This is a genomic window from Actinotignum sp. usb-actsch-rep-73 (assembly GCF_059082735.1).
In genome coordinates, this window is sequence record NZ_JBHNPV010000033.1 from 1 (window position 1) to 15,747 (window position 15,747).

The window sequence follows — 15,747 nt, forward strand, 5'->3', positions numbered from 1 at the left end:
CCGTCTTTCATTTTGAACCTGGTTGACCCTACAGAAGGCTTAAAACCATTAGAAGCATCAACCTGAACTTCACTGATCGTCTCAGCAGCCCCAATATTCTCGTCAGTGACCGCCTGGCCTTCAGGGAAAAACACAAGCTTCTGCGTAAACGTCAGCTCGTCACCCTTAAACCCAGCCTTACCAGTGAAGTTCGGGTGGGACTCAGGCATTTCGGTGACGAACATGTCGTCGACAAGGTACGAGCCCGACTTGGTGGTACGAACCGACAAACTAGTATCCACATTCGTCTTGAAACGATATGACAGGGTTTCATCACCCAGCCCGAACTGGTCGTGCCAGTCGGCGTGCACCAATTCCTTAATGTCAATCGCCGGGTCACCAATCGTGCCAGGCTGAGTATCCTTGACAACCTTCCACACCCACGTGTAAAACCCAGGAGCTAAACCAGTCACATCAACATTGACACTATGCTCACCAGGACCGGTAGCAGTAAACGACGCAGTCGCAACCACATGAGCGTCTGCGGGAACCTCATCACGGGGGTCTACCGGCTCTTCGCCCAACGCATAGGCAGTGCCCTCATACACAACCGGAACCGGCTGACCGTCAATTTCAAGCCACTTGCCATCACCATAATTCGGGTCAGCACTGGCAGTGATCGTATCCGACAACGTCGTAGAGTCAATCACCTTAGAGGTGCCCACATTGGACGTAGCAATCGGCTGAAAATCAAAAATCACCTCAAACGACGGCCCCGCAACCGTCTCAGAACGACCCTTGTCCTGATCAAACCAGATCACATCCTGGCGACCACCACCAGGCGACGCGTAACCAAGCGCAGAAGCACCCAAGTCTGCGTAATCAACATGATAGGAAACCGTGCCGTTCGCGGTTGAACGCCACTGAATACCACCAACCGGCGCAGACGCAGTTGTTCCCGTATATGTGTTCGTCCCACTCGCTTCAAAGACAGCCGGGCCATTCAAAGTGATAGTGAACGGCTTACCCGCAACATACGCATTAGCGCCATTCTTCACACCAATACCGTCAATAGTGCCAAAGCGCATACGCTCACCCGTCACGCTACCAGCCTGCCAGCCAACGACACCCGATGCTTTTGCTTCAGCAACCATCTGGCGAGCACGGTTTTGAACGTTTTGGGGAACGGAAGCAAGAAGCGTATTCACGTTCGCCTGAGCATTACGCGAGTTCTCAAAATTCACGTGAGCAAGGAAAGCTGTTGCAGCCGCATCGACGTCAGTATTGGAAAACTCAAGCGACGTTGGCGTGTACCACTTCATGATGTACGCCATCTGCGGAATATCGACGCTGAGATCAGCCGGACGAGAAAGCGATGGCTGAACCGTCAACTGACTGGGCGATACGACCACCTCTGCTGCAGGATTGACCGCGTCAGCCTGAATACACAAACCAGGGACAGGCTGGCCGGTGTAGGGAATCCACGTTCCCAGCCAGCCAGACAGGCCGTTAATCGGCACGCCACGCACCCACGACCCCGCAGCAAGCGAAGCAGGAGACGCAGCAATCAACGAGGCACACACAACCACCATCGCTGCAAGGCAGGCTAAGATAGACCTCAGCCGTGAGTAGTGTGCCACCCTAGGCACAGAAGAATCCACCATCATCAAAATTCCTTTCGCGAGATGGGAATACATGTGGAACCCACCAACTAGGCGATCAGCTTTCCTAGGGCATGGAGCGCCCAGTTGGCAGGAGTCTTACTGAGCTACAGCACACTACTCACGGTGCTGCGCTTGAAATTCAGAGCGATTCACGGAATGACCGTTTCTGTTGTTTGATAGTGACCATTTGAATCGGGTTGAATCTGGTGATGCCGCCAACCGTCAGGGTCATACACATACTCCGGATAGTTATGGTTGTACCAATATCCCGAACTTCCAAGATCAGTGGAAGATCCGCCCGAATAATCTGACGGCGAGCCACCACCCGTGTAAGCGCCACCGGAGTAGTCGTAAGAAGAACCGCTATAGGACGCTCCCCCACCAGCCGAGGTAGAGCTTGCCTGAGCTTGCGCGTCCTGAGCCTGCTGCCAGGCAGTCTGGTCGTCACTGACTGCCTTACTCTTCGCGTTGAGATCTTCGATCCCGCTAGCAATCTCGGCAGTCTTTGCTTTTACCTCTTCACGCCCGCCCTCAACCGAAGAAGATTGAGTCTCATCGCTAGTTTCATCAGTGGACGGAAGTAGATTCGTCAGTGAATCAATCGCGGTCGCAAGCGCGTCGCGCAGACTGTTGTCGTTGACTTTCCCGTCCGACCCGTCAAGCACCCCTTGTGCCGAACTCAAAGCGGATTGTGCGTCAGCGACCGCTTGGTCGAAAGCTGTCATAGCACAAGTGTTGAGCTCCGTTTCAACCGCGTCAGTTGCAGTTTTCAACGAGTCAAGAATCGACACGGTATTGGCTGTCTCAGCCTCAAGCTCTTCAGCCATTGCAACAAGAGTTGCCCGATCAGCAGGCGTGGTAGGCTTACTCAAATCAAGAGCACTAGCGCGCGAAAGAGCATCATCGACAGACTCAATCATCGCAGGCGCAATGACCGGAGTATCCCCTGATGCCTCGTTCAGGGCATTCGCTTCATCACGAACTGCCTGAGCGTGAGCTACTGCTTCACTCAAGACTGTTGCTTGCCCCGAGTTTGCCTCTACAGCCGAAGCGAAAGCAAGTGAGGCTTGATGGGTCTGATACGTATTCACACCCGCCCACGAACCGCCACCCACAGCCACCAACGCTAAAGCAACAAGCGGAGCGACCACACGAGGCCGACGCCACCACGCACACGCCACCTCGCCAGGAACAGTCCCTTCAGAATCCTTCATCGCATTCAGCTCTGTTTCATCACTCATTGTCGGACGCACCTTCCCGAACAACCGTTAGACACCAACAAGACTAAAACAGCAAACGCCCCAAGGAACGGTTTGTGTGCGCACATGCCAGTCACCGAGAGCATCACTCACACCGCCACCACAAAACCAGACAAGGGAACACCCTCAAAAGGGCGAGGCAATTCCCCCTCCTCATCTTGAACAGCCCGCGGCTGCAACAAAGCTTCAATGTCGCGTCGATAAAACATCACTCTGCCGTTCGGCAGAGCCAAATGAGGCAACTTTCCGATTTTTGCCCAGCGTTGAAAGGTCCTGGGAGTACCAAGATTCGTCAGTTCAGAAGCCTCCCTAGGGGTGAGCAAATCTGCACGACTAGACATTTTATGACTACTCATGCCTATATGATGCCAAAGTACTTAATTTTCGTCAAGCGCCAGAGTTGTCGCTCTGCGACTACTTAGGTATATTAGGAGCATGTCAGATACGCTAATCACAGCAAACTACACGGTAAACGAAGCCATTGGCTCCATCGTGAACCAGTATCTTTTCGACCGGCGACTAACAAAAACTCGCCTGGCGAGCGCTCTTGGTATCGCCCAAACAAACGCCTCAAAAAAGGTGCGCGGAAACGTCGGCTGGAGCGCTGAAGACCTCATCGAAACAGCAGATCTCCTCGAAGTTGAGGTTCAAGACCTGCTACCCACCCCCGATGGTCACGGCGGATGGATCCCTGCCTCATTCAAGCCGGGGCACCGTGCCCCCGCCTACGAAAAAGTGCCCCAAGTCGGGCTTGAACCGACGACCGACGGATTATGAGTCCGTTGCTCTGACCGACTGAGCTATTGGGGCTCTTAAAGGCTACCATCTCAAGATGCCGCCTTCAGTTCACGCCCGCTCGCGCGGCTCGGCGCTTTCACTTGCATCCCTCGCCCGGGAACGAGTTTCGCTATGAAGTCCGCGTTTCTCTCATTGACGAGGCCACGCACTTCCGCTCGCACCAGTTCACTGCCGGATTCCGGCTGGCCTCCTGGACGCCCCCCCTTACGTCAGTGTTGATGAGCTTTACCGGGCCGTAGATGATTACATCTTCTGGTACAACAACACCCGGCTTCAAAATGATTCAAGGGCCTGACCCCGATGCAATATCGGAATCAGACCCTTGAGAGCCTAACCACCTAGAATTAAACCAGTCCAACTTTCGGGGGCTAGTTCAGGTCTGTGGTCACTGAGCTTTGGGGCTCTCGCACATACGCCCCGAGCGCCGGCGAATCCGGACGGGTGGACGAGAAGTCGTCATATTTCATTGGCGGGGTTGCCTGATAATGGGAAAGCAGCGTGATTGGTTTTTAGCCTGCGTGCTGTAGCACAAAACACTAGGAGGAGCGGGAATGTTGTACGTCGAAGCCATGGTGTTATGCCTAGTGTTTTGGCTGACGTGCTTCCTAGGTACTGGCACGGACGTAAAGAATGCTCGGAGCTTGTCCTCCTACCCAAGCGAAGCACAAGACGCAGTACACGGCAGGCCTGAGATTACAGATAACGCTGGAAAGAAAACCTCCCCAGTGCTCTCTTTCCTTTCCAGTCTTCCGGTGTTCAGCGTGGTTCTTTTCCTGGCGGGCTTGCCGGTAAAACAAGCAGGCTTTACCGGCAACTTTCTGAATGTTCTGTTTTTAGGGCAGGCACTGAATCTGTTCGATTTGCTGGTGATTGACCTTCTCTGGTGGAGACATTCCAAGCGAATACGTTTCACCGGCACGAAGAACAACCCCGAGCTTTACCGTAATCCACGTAAACATCTGGCAGCGTTCGCCCGGGGAACCCTCCTGTTCACCCTCGTCGCCGTCCTAGATGGCTGGCTCCTATCCTTGCTCTAATCCTTCCGGTAATAAGAGCATTCATACCCGTCAGCAGCGAGGGGCAGGCCGGCAGCCCAACCAGGTAAAACGCACATGAATTGGCAGCCTGGGTCACGGTGAAGCTGGAACCGATGGGTTCGTCGATGACAATCTCATCATGGACACGCATGACAATCCGATGCCCCGCACGGGCGACGAACCCCATCGCGTGGACAAGCAGATCTCGAGCTGTGGCTTGCACGATGTTCTCAACGAGTTTCCCTCCGTAGGTCTCCAACCGACCCCACTTCCTGCCCGTGGTGACACCACTGTAGGTGATTGACGTGCCGCCCCAACGGTTCTCACCCAGACGCGGCTTCACATACGCCAGCCTGCGCCCAGAGGGGAGGGTGATGAACAAGATGCCAGACTCGACCGAGAAGCGAAGGTTGCGCAGCCGGACGGTTCGGCGGGTGGTGATCGTCCAGGTGGAGACGTTCGAACTCCTGGGCTGGAAGATCGTCACCGCCACTTCGGCGATGTCATACAGTGACCCGAACGCGTGCAGAGCGCCCAGCGCATAGAGCATCAACTGCGGATTACGCTCAGCCTCAGCCAACACGCCTTGCCCGTATTTGAGATCGATGATCTGCAAGGTGGGGTCGGCGATGATCACGCAATCCCCGGTGCCGACCCCTCCCGGCACGACGTGCGAGAAGTCGAGGCGTTGCTCAATCAAGACCTGCGGATCACCACAGGCCTCCTCAGCTAACGAGATGTGTTCTTGGACGTAAGCGACATAATCATCCGTGAGAGTTTCCATCTCGTCATCGATCCAGGTCTATTCGGGTTTGAAGCCCGGTGCTCAGTGGAGGGCGTGGCGGAGCTTCCACTCCGCCAGGGCGTGTGCGGTGGTGCCCTGCTCGGCAGCATCCGACGTGGAGCCGGGTTCACCGGATTCGAGCACCGCCGACGGCGTGCGTTCAGCCACCGATGCGCACCCGACGCCGAGAGCAGTAGGCGGCGGCTCGGGCGCACCTGCCGCATCGACGCCGCTCAGTCAATCCGTGGTTCGGGCAGTGTTCGAGGATTCGAACCAGTACATGAAGGACGGCATCCTCATCCGTCAACTCGTTAACCTGATCGACGAGATTGACTTCGAGGACTATACAGACCGGCATGCTTTCGGCGAGATCTACGAGACCTTGCTGAAAGAACTCCAAAGCGCGGGCAGCTCAGGTGAGTACTACACGCCGCGCGCGGTCACCGACTTCATGATCGAAATGATCAACCCCAGGATCGGAGAGACCGTCGCGGACTTCGCAGCCGGAACAGCCGGGTTCCTCACCTCAACGCTCAAACACCTCGACGAACAGGTCGAAAGCGTCGAAGACCACGAGGCATACCGCTCCAGCGTTTACGGCATTGAGAAGAAGCCAATGCCGTACCTACTTGGCGTGACCAACCTACTGTTACACGACGTCGACCAGCCCCAGTTCATTCACGGCAACTCACTCGAACGCAACGTGCGCGACTTCAAAGACAGCGAGAAGTTCGATGTCGTCACCATGAAACCCGCCCTACGGCGGCACCGAGCAAGAATCGGTCAAAGCGAACTTTCCGCAAGCCTTCCGTTCCTCTGAAACCGCAGACCTATTCATCGCGCTCATCACCTACCGGCTCAAACGACACGGAAGAGCCGGGGTTGTGCTGCCCGACGGGTTCCTCTTCGGCAACGACGGCGCAAAACTCGCACTGAAGGAACGGCTCCTCAAGGAGTTCAACCTCCACACCATCATCCGCCTGCCGGGCTCTGTGTTCTCGCCCTACACCTCAATCGCCACCAACCTCCTGTTCTTCGACAACACAGGTACAACCAAGGAGACCTGGTACTACCGAGTAGACCTCCCCGAAGGCTACAAAGCGTTCTCCAAGACCAGACCAATGCTGAGGGAACACCTGGCCGACGCCGCTGAGTGGTGGATGGATCGCCGAGAGATCGAAGACGCAGACGGCAACCCCAAGGCCCAACGGTTCACCGCCGATCAACTTATCGAGGGCGGTTACAACCTTGATCTCTGCGGCTTCCCGCAACAAACAACCGTCGTGCTCAGCCCAGAAGAAACAATCGCTGATTACAAGACCAAACGAGCCGAACTCGACGCGCAAATCGACGCCAAGATCGCCCAAATCGAAGCGCTCCTGGCGGTGACCGAATGATAGCCGACCGCCTCCGCGCTGCCATCCTCCAAGCCGCCATCAGCGGCAAACTCACAGACCAACGCCCAGAAGACGGCACCGCCACAGAACTCCTTGAACAGATTAAGGCAGAACGCGCCGCACTGGTCAAAGCGAAGAAACTCAAGAAGCAGAAGTCACTTCCACCTGTCAGCGCAGATGAGCAAACATTTGCTCTGCCTGAGAGCTGGGCTTGGGCAAGAGTGGCGAATATTGGTTCCGTGGTCGGGGGCGGGACACCGAAAACGACTGTCAGCAGCTATTGGGGTGGTGACACTCCTTGGATCACTCCCGCTGATCTCGGCAAACTCTCCGGGCGATACGTGTCCGGCGGCTCACGGACTATAACGGCCAAGGGACTCTCTGAGTCAAGTGCCCGTTTACTTCCAGCACGCTCCGTGGTTATGTCCAGTCGTGCTCCGATTGGTCACCTGGCAATTGCCGAACAAGATTTGGCTACCAACCAGGAGTGTAAATCCATCGTGCTGCACATGCCATCGCAAGCCGAGTATGTGTATTTTGCACTGCTCGCGAGTGTCCCGATGATCAGTAAGCTCGGTACAGGCACGACGTTCAAGGAAATCTCAGGGGCGACCTTTGGCACTGTGTCGATTCCGCTCCCACCGCTTGCCGAGCAGGAGCGGATTGTCGCCAAGCTTGACGAGGTTCTGCCGCTCATTGACCAACTTGCTGAACTTGAGAGAGAGTATCTAGACCGCGAGTTCGCCAAAGCAATCGAACGCGCGATCCTCCAAGCCGCCATCAGCGGCAAACTCACCAAGCAGCACCCCGAAGACGGCACCGCCGCCGAACTCCTCGAAACCATCACAACTGAACGCCAACAACTCGAAAAGGAGGGCAAAATCAAGAAGCAGAAGCCACTGCCACCAGTGGACAAAGAAGACGAGCCCTTCGACCTGCCAGATAGTTGGATTTGGTCGCGTCTAGGCCGCGTGTTCAACATGCAGGCGGGGAAGAACGTCGCCGTTGGCAACATTTCTGAAGTTGGCGAGTACCCGTGCTACGGAGGTAACGGGATCAGGGGTTACGTGGCCGACTACAACAGAGATGGAACCTACCCGCTCATCGGTCGTCAAGGCGCTCTTTGCGGCAATATCAATGTGGCTTCGGGGCGCTTTTTCGCGACTGAGCATGCGGTAGTAGTCGAGACATTCGGGCATACATCTCCCACTTGGGCGGCTATAGCATTAGAGCAACTGAATTTGAATCAGTACGCCACCGCAACAGCACAACCTGGACTCTCAGTCGAGAAGCTGAAAGTAGTACCCGTTCCAGTACCGCCTGTGGATGAGCAGGAGCGCATTGCTGCCAAGCTCGACCGAGCGCTACCCCTGGCGCGAGACATTGGGGAGTTAGTGTCGTGATAACCAAGGTTCACATCCGGGGCTTTCGTTGTTTCAAGGAGCTTGTCCTCACACCAGCTGAGATGACGCAAAGTTCGGGTTTCGAAGATCAGACTGCACCGCCTGAAGCGGTATAGGTGGGCGTTGCGCAGATACTCTGCTCGCCAGCGACTACTGGCAGGAGGCGAGAAGGCGATGGGTGACGAAAACCGATTGTTTCGACAATTCGAAGCGAATCTCCGCATGACTCCGGCGACAGTCAGCGTGGTGCGCAATCGATATCATGCCATCACGCGACGCATCAATGTGGACTTCTGGGGAACGTCCTCAGACACAGATCACTCCTGGTACGCCGGGTCATATGGTCGCGGTACAGCGATCTCGACGAGTGATATCGATATTCTCGTGGAGCTACCGCCCGGTGAATACAACAACGCTTGGGCGCGATCCCTGTTTGGTGGGAACGGGCCATCCGAGCTACTCCAAAAGGTGAAACGAAGTCTCAGTGCGACCTATCCCCAAACCAAGCTGCGTGGGGACGGACAAGTCGTCGTCGCCGAGTTCACAGATGGAGTTCGATTCGAGATAGTCCCCGTGTTTCGGGCGGAAACGCCCGGCACGTACCGTTACCCAGACACGCATGACGGCGGTTCTTGGCCAACAATGAACCCGCGCCGTGAGCTGGAAGTGTTCAATGGCCTGAGCAAGGATCACCCAGGTGGCCTGAAGAAGTTCTGCCGGATGCTTAGGGCGTGGAACAAACAGGGGCAGTACTTCAGCGGGCAGGCACTGGACGCAATGGCGTTCGAATACTGGGAACAGAGCCAGTGGGCTGACAACCTGCCATACCTATATTTCGACTGGCACGCCAGAGACTTCTTCGAATACTGGAAGAACGAGTTTGCCCGTGGTGGCGTTGTTGTAGCTCCGGGTACACGTCGACGAATTGACGCATTTGCTCCACCTCCTATGGTGGATCTTCTAGCGCTTTACGCGGACAATGCCAAGACTGCGATTGATGCGACGGACACATGCCAAGCAACAGAGTTTTGGAGGCTGATCTTCGATGACCGATTCCCGAAGTCCTGAACGCGACAGACTGTATTCCCAGCTCGAGAACGAGTATGGGAATGTGGTCTACTCTCACGCCGCGCAGGAAGAACAGCGTACGAGGCTTGCGCGCTCGGAGCGGAGAATCAAGACTTTCCAAATCATTCTTTCTGCGGCTTCAACTGCTGGCATCGTTGGTATCTTTGTGACGCAGCAGCAATGGGCGACGGTAGCTACGGGACTACTCACTTTCGCGCTCCTTGCGCTTAACTCGTATAGCTTTCGGTTCGAACTGGGAACGCAAATAGCGAACCATCAGAAGGCTGCCGATCAACTTTGGTATCTCCAGCGGCAGTACTTGGCTTGTTTGACTGACTTCAACTCGATGAGTGATGAGGAAGTCCGCAAGGAAAGAGACAGGCTTGTAGAACAAACCAAATCGATCTATACATCCATTCCCAGGACAGATAACAAGAGCTTTAACATTGCACGTGCCCGACTTCAGAAGGAAGGGCTGAAAGAGTTCAGTCGTGAAGAGCTAAACCGGTTGCTGCCCGAAGGGCTGCGGCAGTGACCTCGCAGAACCATTTGGCGCGACGAACACCTTTTGGCGGAATGCCCGTTGGCACTGGCTTCGTTGGTGCAGGCGATACCTTGGCGACGCTCATCAATGCTGGCTACAGCTACCAACAAGTACAAAACCGAGTCAACCAAATCCTTGGCTAACCAGCCGAGGACAACAACTGAATATCGCATTGACTAAGAGCCGCTCTGGCGAGACCTCACCGTCTTGCTGGGATGGCTCTTTTTGCTTTCTACCCGTCCGGTTCGCCTCCATCTGCTGATATCAAATCCGGGCACACCACATTGTTGCACTCACGATAATCTAATGTTTGCCACCATGATTCTTTATTTTATCTAAGGCCGTGTAAAAACAGTACTGTCACGCTTCGCTCCTTACATCACTATCCAATTTCCATTTCGTTGACTGCAAAAGGCGAATCATTCCTACAGTTCCTTTCCAGCATAGAATTCCTAAGAAAAAGAAAACAACCGCCAATAACAATCCTACCAAAAGAGCAGGAATCCCTTTTAATTCGTACATGAAAAAAACAAATTGCATCTTATCAATAAGCGGAAAATGCAGGAAGCCTTTAAGCAATCCCATTACTCCAGCAAGAACGCTGACGCCACACGAAAAGAAGAACGAAACCGAAAATATAGCTAATGTAGGAATCAGCGAAACCCACGCTAATGAAGCAAAAGAGTAGAATCCTAAAGCCATCATAAAATGTCTGAATGAAAAATTTTTATTCTCGACAATAGCCTTGCCAAGGTAGCTTAATGCGAAGTCCTTTGCCGGTCCCATTTCCGCAATAATATCGTTTTCTGTCTGCCCCTGTTCCATGCGCTCATAAAATGAACTCTTGAGTTCACTTAAAATGTCAGTCTTTTCGAAAGCGGGCATATATTTTAAATGTTTGTCTACCTGCGACAAATATTTCTCTAATGCAATATTGTTTGACTTGTTTCCCATTTTTATAATTCTTTCCTTAGCTTAGAAATATCTTTCATCAGTGTCTTCCAGTCACTGTTCAACTCATCAAGATAGGAACATCCTGATTCAGTTATTCGATAATACTTTCTCGGTGGCACACCGTCATCCGTGTTCTGCCAATACGATTCAAGATATCCATTCTTTAATAATCGTCGTAGCAATGGATAAACCGTGTTTTCTTTTGTTTTAAGCAAAGGGTAATTATCTAATGTTTGTATCAAGTCATATCCGTATCTGTCCCCATCTTTGATCAGGAGAAGAATGGCATATTCAAGTGTTCCTCTTTTAATTTGCGAAATCCATTCTTCATTCATCAACTCCATCACCTTTCGTCAAATACAGCGCTACTGCGCCTTGACAAGTATAGTGTACTACACAGTATAGACGTTGTAAATAGTATCATCTGCATAACAAAAAACACCCGACCGTAGCCGAGCGCCTTGAACATTTGTATTCTGTTATGCCCGTATCTTCGTGCCGTCCAGGAAAGTGACCGTAATTGCCTTGTCTCTACCCACCGGAGAGTCAAACACCGCGACTTTTCCGCAACCGAATGCCCCGCCTCCATAGCCGGATCCCAACACGCAACCTACATGGCTAGAGCCATCTACTGGTACGACCAAATCAGCGGAAACAAACCCCAGGCATCATCTGCCGGTAAACCAGATATTGAAGCACTAGCCAACCCAGTTATCCGCGGCGAATATGGCAACGGAGACCAGCGACGCGCACGCCTAGGTAGCCTCTACGACGCTGTGCAACGCAGAGTTAACGAAAACTCGGGGAAGGATCTGCACCGATCGCACCCAATATTGATGCCTTGGCAGACGCCGCGATTCGAGGAGACTACGGCAACGGCGCTACCCGCCGGGCGCGCCTGGGAAATCTTTACAACCAGGTACAAGCCCGAGTGAACCAAATCCTTAGCTAAAAAGCTGAGGTTAATAACTGAATGCTATATCGAACAAAGAGCCGCCTCAGCGAGATTTCACCGTCTTGCGGAGGCGGCTCTTTTTGTTTTCCCTGTTTATATTTTGTGCTTATCGAAGCCCTCCTTATAGGAGGAACAAGCGATGATTGACCCGATTCAAAAAGAGGCGATAGTAAAACTCAACCAGCACGGGATGACTGTGCCGATGATTGCGCGGGTTCTTGGGCTAGAGCCAAGCAGTGTTCGCAGTCATCTGACACGCAATCCCCATCAACACCCACAAAACCAAGGTATGGAGGATGGTCGGTGGTGTCGTTGGTGCGGTGACCCCATAGCGACTCAAGCGACTGGCAGACCTGCATCTTTTTGCTGCAGCGAGCATAGGCGGGCTTGGTGGGCGGCACATCCCGAAGAGAAAAACCGTGACGCCACCTACACCTTCACCTGTATCGGCTGTGGCACCACGTTCACCGCGTATGGGAATAAGCATCGACGCTACTGCCGCCATGAATGCTACGTAGCTCATCGGAGCAAGAAATGCCCGCGATGAGCGCACCCCAGTTTGCTCGGGAAGCCACCTACCGGGCCACCATGCTGGCCGCCACGAAAGCAGCCGAGGCAGGGATACTCACCGATACAGATGTGAGCCGCATTCGAGGTGGGCTGATAGCCCGCAATCTTCCTCCGATTGGGCAACTGCACGCAACGCTCGTACTGGATAAAACCCGCGCACAGAGTGATATATAGACACACCGAACTTGATACAAGGAGACGCGCATGAAAATCCGCAAACTACCACCCACAAACCCGCCCAGCTACAGATCACGAGAGTGGCGGCGTATGTGCGAGTCTCACGCGAATCCGAGCGCCTCACTCACTCGTTCTCTGCCCAAGTTTCTTACTACAACCAGCTCATCAGCTCAACGCCAGGCTGGGAGTATGCCGGAGTGTATTCTGACTATGCCGCGACGGGTACCAGCACCACAAGGCGTGGCGAGTTCAACCAGATGATTGAACAAGCACTCGCAGGAAGTATCGACATTATTCTCACCAAATCGATTAGCAGGTTTGCCCGTAACACCGTCGACCTACTAAGCACTGTGCGAGCATTGAAGGCTGCTGGGGTGAGCGTGCGTTTTGAACGTGAAAACATCGACACCGCCAACGCTGAGGGCGAAGTCCTCCTCACTTTACTAGCCTCGTTCGCGCAAGCTGAATCCGAATCTATCTCGGCTAATGCAAAGTGGGGAATCCGGAAAAAGTACAAGGATGGGCTGTTGCATTCGCGCCACCCCTACGGATACCACTACCACCACGGCCAGCTCGACATTATTGAAGAAGAAGCCGTGATTGTGCGGCGTGTATTTGCCGAGTTTCTTGAAGGGATCAGCCCAGAGAAAACCTGCAAACAAATGAACCAAGAGGGATTGCGTTCACGTGGTGGCGGCAAGTTCAGCGCCTCGCTAACCCGCAATTGGCTGGAAAACCCCACCTATATCGGTACCACAATCTTGCAACAGTACTTCAGTGCTCACGCCGGAGATAACACACCGACTCTGAATCGTGGCGAGCTGGATAAATATATTGTGGAAGACTCCCACCCGCCGATTATCGATCGTAGCGTTTTTGATGCCGTTCAGGCAGAGCTAGCCAGGCGGCGTGCCACGGGCGGACGTGGCTTGACCCCTACTGGTGGGAGTAGCGCTCTTACGCACCGTATCACCTGCACTATCTGTGGCAGGAACTATCATCGGCGTACCCGCCGCTTGGCACACTCGACTTATAAATACTGGTGGTGCGAAACCGCCACGAAAGGCAAGGGCAACCCCTGTCATGCTCATCAACTACGAGAAGAAAACCTGCACACCATCATTCTGCGCTTGCTCAGCCTCGAAAAATGGAACAACCAGCAAGTAATCGAACAAATCGAGCAGATCGATGCCAGCCCGAACTGGCTCCTGACAATCCACCTCAGTAGTGGGAACACCACCATGATTGATTACCGCACCGGTGAGGAGGTGACTGCCTGATGCCACGGATTACCACTATCCCTGCCACCAAACCCTTGCACTCCACTACGACCACGATTAGTGGTCAGCAGCTACGCCGCGTTGCTGGCTATGCTCGCCGTCTCCACTGATGATACTGACCAGGCGAACTCATATGAGGCGCAAGTGGATTATTACGAGCACTACATCAAAAACCATGACGGCTGGCAATACGTCGACATCTACACCGATGAAGGAATCTCTGGCACTTCCACGAAACACCGGGAGGGATTCAACCGCATGATAGCTGATGCTCTCTCAGGAAGAATCGACTTGATCGTCACCAAAAGCGTCTCCCGGTTTGCTCGCAACACCGTCGACTCCTTGACAACCGTGAGGAAGTTGAAGGATAAGGGTGTGGAGGTGTTTTTTGAAAAGGAAAACATCTGGACACTCGACTCCAAAGGCGAACTACTCATCACCATCATGTCGAGCCTTGCCCAAGAAGAATCCAGATCTATCTCCGAGAACGTCACGTGGGGTCACAGAAAGCGTTTCCAAGACGGCAAAGTTTATCTGCCCTACGGTAACTTCCTCGGATACAATCGCGGCCCAGACGGCAAACCCGTAATCAACCCTGAGCAAGCCCAAATCGTGCGCCGCATCTACCGCCAATACCTCGAAGGCATGAGCATCCCACAGATCGCAGCCTCATTGGATGCGGATGGGATTCCCACACCGATGCGGCGGGCAAAATGGAGCCACACCACCATCCACTCCATTCTTGCCAACGAGAAATACAAAGGCGACGCACTCTTACAAAAGCGTTTCACCGTAGATTTTCTCACCAAGCAGCGCAAAGCCAACGAAAGCGAAGTCCCACAATATTACGTGACCGGATCTCACCCAGCCATCATTGATCCTGAAACCTGGGAACTCGTGCGCTACGAGCTAGCAAAAAACACGAACCAAGACCGGCGTGAGCGTGCCTTCACCGGTATGGTCTACTGCACTCACTGCGGCTCGGCATATGGGAGTAAAACCTGGCACTCCACTGATAAATACCTGGCTATCGTCTGGCAATGCAACCAGAAATTCGCAGTTCCTCACCCAAAGAAAATGCCCGTACTACGCGATAGTCAGTTGCAAACAATCTTCCAAACAGCGCTCGGCCAGCTCATCGACCAACGCGGCCTCATCGACTGGAAACTCTTGCAAACCGTACTCACCGACACCAGCGAGCTAGAAACCCAAGCTGCTGAGCAAGCTGCTGAAATCGAGATCGCCACGAAACTGATCGAGCAAGCTATCAACGCGAATGCACATCAATCCCAAAACCAAGATGACTACCATCAACGCTTCAAGAAGCTGGAACAACGCCAGCGTGAAGCCATCGATATCTATGAAGCAACCATGGTGGAGATTGAACGTCGCACAGGCATCAAAGCCATACTCAACCACTACCGGCGCACCCTCACCACACTAGACAGTGTAGGCGACTTTAACCCCGCTACATTCCACGCCCTGTGCCAACGCATCGAGATAGCACCAAGTGGCAAAGCGACCGTGATCTGGAAAGACGGAACCATCACACCCGAGCAATAGCGACAAAGCTCAAAACTCAAAAGCCAGCACCGATCATTTTGGTTGCTGGCTTTCTATTTGCCCAGCTAAACACAACAATTTCGCGTAACCCCTATTTTGGAGCAAACAAGCAATTTTTGGAGCAAAAAGGCAAAACAAAACCTGCTGGCGCGAAATTGTATCAACACCAGCAGGCAGTTGGAAGCCCGTGTTGGAGTGGGTTTCTAGTTTGTGTCAGGACGGGTTTCAGTCCGTGATGGCGCCACTTCGTTAACGCAAAGGGTGTGTGTTTCATACGGGATGCACGCCGTGGTCGCCGGCAATCAATTACTCATA

General features: G+C 53.5%; 16 protein-coding genes, 1 tRNA gene and 4 pseudogenes. 14 read left to right on the forward strand and 7 right to left on the reverse strand.

The genetic code is table 11. The features are described from left to right. From AC5RE1_RS02140 to AC5RE1_RS02150, 3 genes and pseudogenes are all read right to left on the reverse strand, one after another. Positions 1-1,571: pseudogene (locus AC5RE1_RS02140) on the reverse strand (hypothetical protein); the annotation flags it as partial. 221 nt (positions 1,572-1,792) lie between these two features. Further along, the gene (locus AC5RE1_RS02145; protein WP_493938259.1) at positions 1,793-2,884 is read right to left on the reverse strand and encodes a hypothetical protein; all 1,092 of its coding nucleotides are present in this window, start codon (positions 2,882-2,884) and stop codon (positions 1,793-1,795) included. Between the two features lie 107 nt (positions 2,885-2,991). Then, positions 2,992-3,258: a helix-turn-helix domain-containing protein gene (locus AC5RE1_RS02150; RefSeq protein WP_493938260.1), complete on the reverse strand. Its 267-nt coding sequence runs from the start codon at positions 3,256-3,258 to the stop codon at positions 2,992-2,994. A gap of 79 nt (positions 3,259-3,337) precedes the next feature. On the opposite strand from AC5RE1_RS02150, the gene AC5RE1_RS02155 reads away from it, so the two are divergent. Next, positions 3,338-3,679: a helix-turn-helix domain-containing protein gene (locus tag AC5RE1_RS02155; RefSeq protein WP_493938262.1), complete on the forward strand. Its 342-nt coding sequence runs from the start codon at positions 3,338-3,340 to the stop codon at positions 3,677-3,679. Here the strand turns inward: AC5RE1_RS02155 and AC5RE1_RS02160 are convergent. Next, positions 3,639-3,712, reverse strand: a tRNA-Ile gene (locus AC5RE1_RS02160). The two genes, AC5RE1_RS02155 and AC5RE1_RS02160, sit on opposite strands and share 41 nt — an antisense overlap. A gap of 178 nt (positions 3,713-3,890) precedes the next feature. On the opposite strand from AC5RE1_RS02160, the gene AC5RE1_RS02165 reads away from it, so the two are divergent. Together AC5RE1_RS02165 and AC5RE1_RS02170 are read left to right on the forward strand one after the other, a co-directional pair. After that, entirely contained in the window at positions 3,891-3,995 is a 105-nt protein-coding gene (locus tag AC5RE1_RS02165; RefSeq protein ID WP_218840494.1) for an IS3 family transposase, read from the forward strand. Positions 3,996-4,251: 256 nt separating this feature from the next. Then, positions 4,252-4,737, forward strand: a complete 486-nt coding sequence (locus AC5RE1_RS02170; protein ID WP_179370193.1) for an ABC transporter permease — start codon at positions 4,252-4,254, stop codon at positions 4,735-4,737. Here the strand turns inward: AC5RE1_RS02170 and AC5RE1_RS02175 are convergent. Next, positions 4,691-5,689: pseudogene (locus tag AC5RE1_RS02175) on the reverse strand (DUF2800 domain-containing protein). The gene AC5RE1_RS02170 and the pseudogene AC5RE1_RS02175 overlap by 47 nt on opposite strands. 112 nt (positions 5,690-5,801) lie before the next feature. On the opposite strand from AC5RE1_RS02175, the gene AC5RE1_RS02180 reads away from it, so the two are divergent. The 6 genes and pseudogenes from AC5RE1_RS02180 to AC5RE1_RS02205 all read left to right on the forward strand — a co-directional run bounded on the left by AC5RE1_RS02180 (position 5,802) and on the right by AC5RE1_RS02205 (position 10,076). Next, a complete protein-coding gene (locus AC5RE1_RS02180; RefSeq protein ID WP_257878502.1) occupies positions 5,802-6,341 on the forward strand; it encodes an HsdM family class I SAM-dependent methyltransferase in 540 nt (179 codons plus the stop codon). Continuing rightward, a pseudogene (locus tag AC5RE1_RS02185) lies at positions 6,331-6,918 on the forward strand (HsdM family class I SAM-dependent methyltransferase); the annotation flags it as partial. The gene AC5RE1_RS02180 and the pseudogene AC5RE1_RS02185, both read left to right, overlap by 11 nt. Beyond that, positions 6,915-8,321: a restriction endonuclease subunit S gene (locus tag AC5RE1_RS02190; protein ID WP_179370192.1), complete on the forward strand. Its 1,407-nt coding sequence runs from the start codon at positions 6,915-6,917 to the stop codon at positions 8,319-8,321. The pseudogene AC5RE1_RS02185 and the gene AC5RE1_RS02190, both read left to right, overlap by 4 nt. A 174-nt stretch (positions 8,322-8,495) precedes the next feature. Then, the gene (locus AC5RE1_RS02195) at positions 8,496-9,389 is read left to right on the forward strand and encodes an SMODS domain-containing nucleotidyltransferase (protein ID WP_257878478.1); all 894 of its coding nucleotides are present in this window, start codon (positions 8,496-8,498) and stop codon (positions 9,387-9,389) included. A gap of 43 nt (positions 9,390-9,432) precedes the next feature. Next, a complete protein-coding gene (locus AC5RE1_RS02200) occupies positions 9,433-9,924 on the forward strand; it encodes an SLATT domain-containing protein (RefSeq protein ID WP_179370190.1) in 492 nt (163 codons plus the stop codon). Then, positions 9,921-10,076, forward strand: a complete 156-nt coding sequence (locus AC5RE1_RS02205) for a hypothetical protein (RefSeq protein WP_179370189.1) — start codon at positions 9,921-9,923, stop codon at positions 10,074-10,076. Before AC5RE1_RS02200 ends, AC5RE1_RS02205 begins: the two co-directional genes overlap by 4 nt. A 217-nt stretch (positions 10,077-10,293) precedes the next feature. Here the strand turns inward: AC5RE1_RS02205 and AC5RE1_RS02210 are convergent, their stop codons facing one another. Then, positions 10,294-10,887 (reverse strand): HAAS signaling domain-containing protein, encoded by a 594-nt coding sequence (locus AC5RE1_RS02210; RefSeq protein ID WP_179370188.1) that lies wholly within the window; start codon positions 10,885-10,887, stop codon positions 10,294-10,296. Between the two features lie 2 nt (positions 10,888-10,889). Next, complete coding sequence (locus tag AC5RE1_RS02215) at positions 10,890-11,222, reverse strand: PadR family transcriptional regulator (protein WP_179370187.1); 333 nt, start codon at positions 11,220-11,222, stop codon at positions 10,890-10,892. A gap of 279 nt (positions 11,223-11,501) precedes the next feature. On the opposite strand from AC5RE1_RS02215, the pseudogene AC5RE1_RS02220 reads away from it, so the two are divergent. From AC5RE1_RS02220 to AC5RE1_RS02240, 5 genes and pseudogenes are all read left to right on the forward strand, one after another. Beyond that, positions 11,502-11,636: pseudogene (locus AC5RE1_RS02220) on the forward strand (N-acetylmuramoyl-L-alanine amidase); the annotation flags it as partial. 92 nt (positions 11,637-11,728) lie between these two features. Next, positions 11,729-11,839 (forward strand): hypothetical protein, encoded by a 111-nt coding sequence (locus tag AC5RE1_RS02225; protein WP_444518277.1) that lies wholly within the window; start codon positions 11,729-11,731, stop codon positions 11,837-11,839. A 546-nt stretch (positions 11,840-12,385) separates the two neighbouring features. Beyond that, the gene (locus AC5RE1_RS02230; protein ID WP_493938261.1) at positions 12,386-12,586 is read left to right on the forward strand and encodes a hypothetical protein; all 201 of its coding nucleotides are present in this window, start codon (positions 12,386-12,388) and stop codon (positions 12,584-12,586) included. 95 nt (positions 12,587-12,681) lie between these two features. Next, positions 12,682-13,869 (forward strand): recombinase family protein, encoded by a 1,188-nt coding sequence (locus AC5RE1_RS02235; RefSeq protein WP_285084560.1) that lies wholly within the window; start codon positions 12,682-12,684, stop codon positions 13,867-13,869. 60 nt (positions 13,870-13,929) lie between these two features. Further along, positions 13,930-15,432 (forward strand): recombinase family protein, encoded by a 1,503-nt coding sequence (locus AC5RE1_RS02240; protein ID WP_257878476.1) that lies wholly within the window; start codon positions 13,930-13,932, stop codon positions 15,430-15,432. The last annotated feature ends 315 nt before the right edge of the window (positions 15,433-15,747 follow it).

What these genes read in the sequence shown, in the direction of transcription:
- AC5RE1_RS02145 (WP_493938259.1), bottom strand. Translation starts at nt 2,884, where the DNA reads ATGAGTGATGAAACAGAGCTGAATGCGATGAAGGATTCTGAAGGGACT.
- AC5RE1_RS02150 (WP_493938260.1), bottom strand. Translation starts at nt 3,258, where the DNA reads ATGAGTAGTCATAAAATGTCTAGTCGTGCAGATTTGCTCACCCCTAGG.
- AC5RE1_RS02155 (WP_493938262.1), top strand. Translation starts at nt 3,338, where the DNA reads ATGTCAGATACGCTAATCACAGCAAACTACACGGTAAACGAAGCCATT.
- AC5RE1_RS02170 (WP_179370193.1), top strand. Translation starts at nt 4,252, where the DNA reads ATGTTGTACGTCGAAGCCATGGTGTTATGCCTAGTGTTTTGGCTGACG.
- AC5RE1_RS02180 (WP_257878502.1), top strand. Translation starts at nt 5,802, where the DNA reads ATGAAGGACGGCATCCTCATCCGTCAACTCGTTAACCTGATCGACGAG.
- AC5RE1_RS02190 (WP_179370192.1), top strand. Translation starts at nt 6,915, where the DNA reads ATGATAGCCGACCGCCTCCGCGCTGCCATCCTCCAAGCCGCCATCAGC.
- AC5RE1_RS02195 (WP_257878478.1), top strand. Translation starts at nt 8,496, where the DNA reads ATGGGTGACGAAAACCGATTGTTTCGACAATTCGAAGCGAATCTCCGC.
- AC5RE1_RS02210 (WP_179370188.1), bottom strand. Translation starts at nt 10,887, where the DNA reads ATGGGAAACAAGTCAAACAATATTGCATTAGAGAAATATTTGTCGCAG.
- AC5RE1_RS02215 (WP_179370187.1), bottom strand. Translation starts at nt 11,222, where the DNA reads ATGAATGAAGAATGGATTTCGCAAATTAAAAGAGGAACACTTGAATAT.
- AC5RE1_RS02230 (WP_493938261.1), top strand. Translation starts at nt 12,386, where the DNA reads ATGAGCGCACCCCAGTTTGCTCGGGAAGCCACCTACCGGGCCACCATG.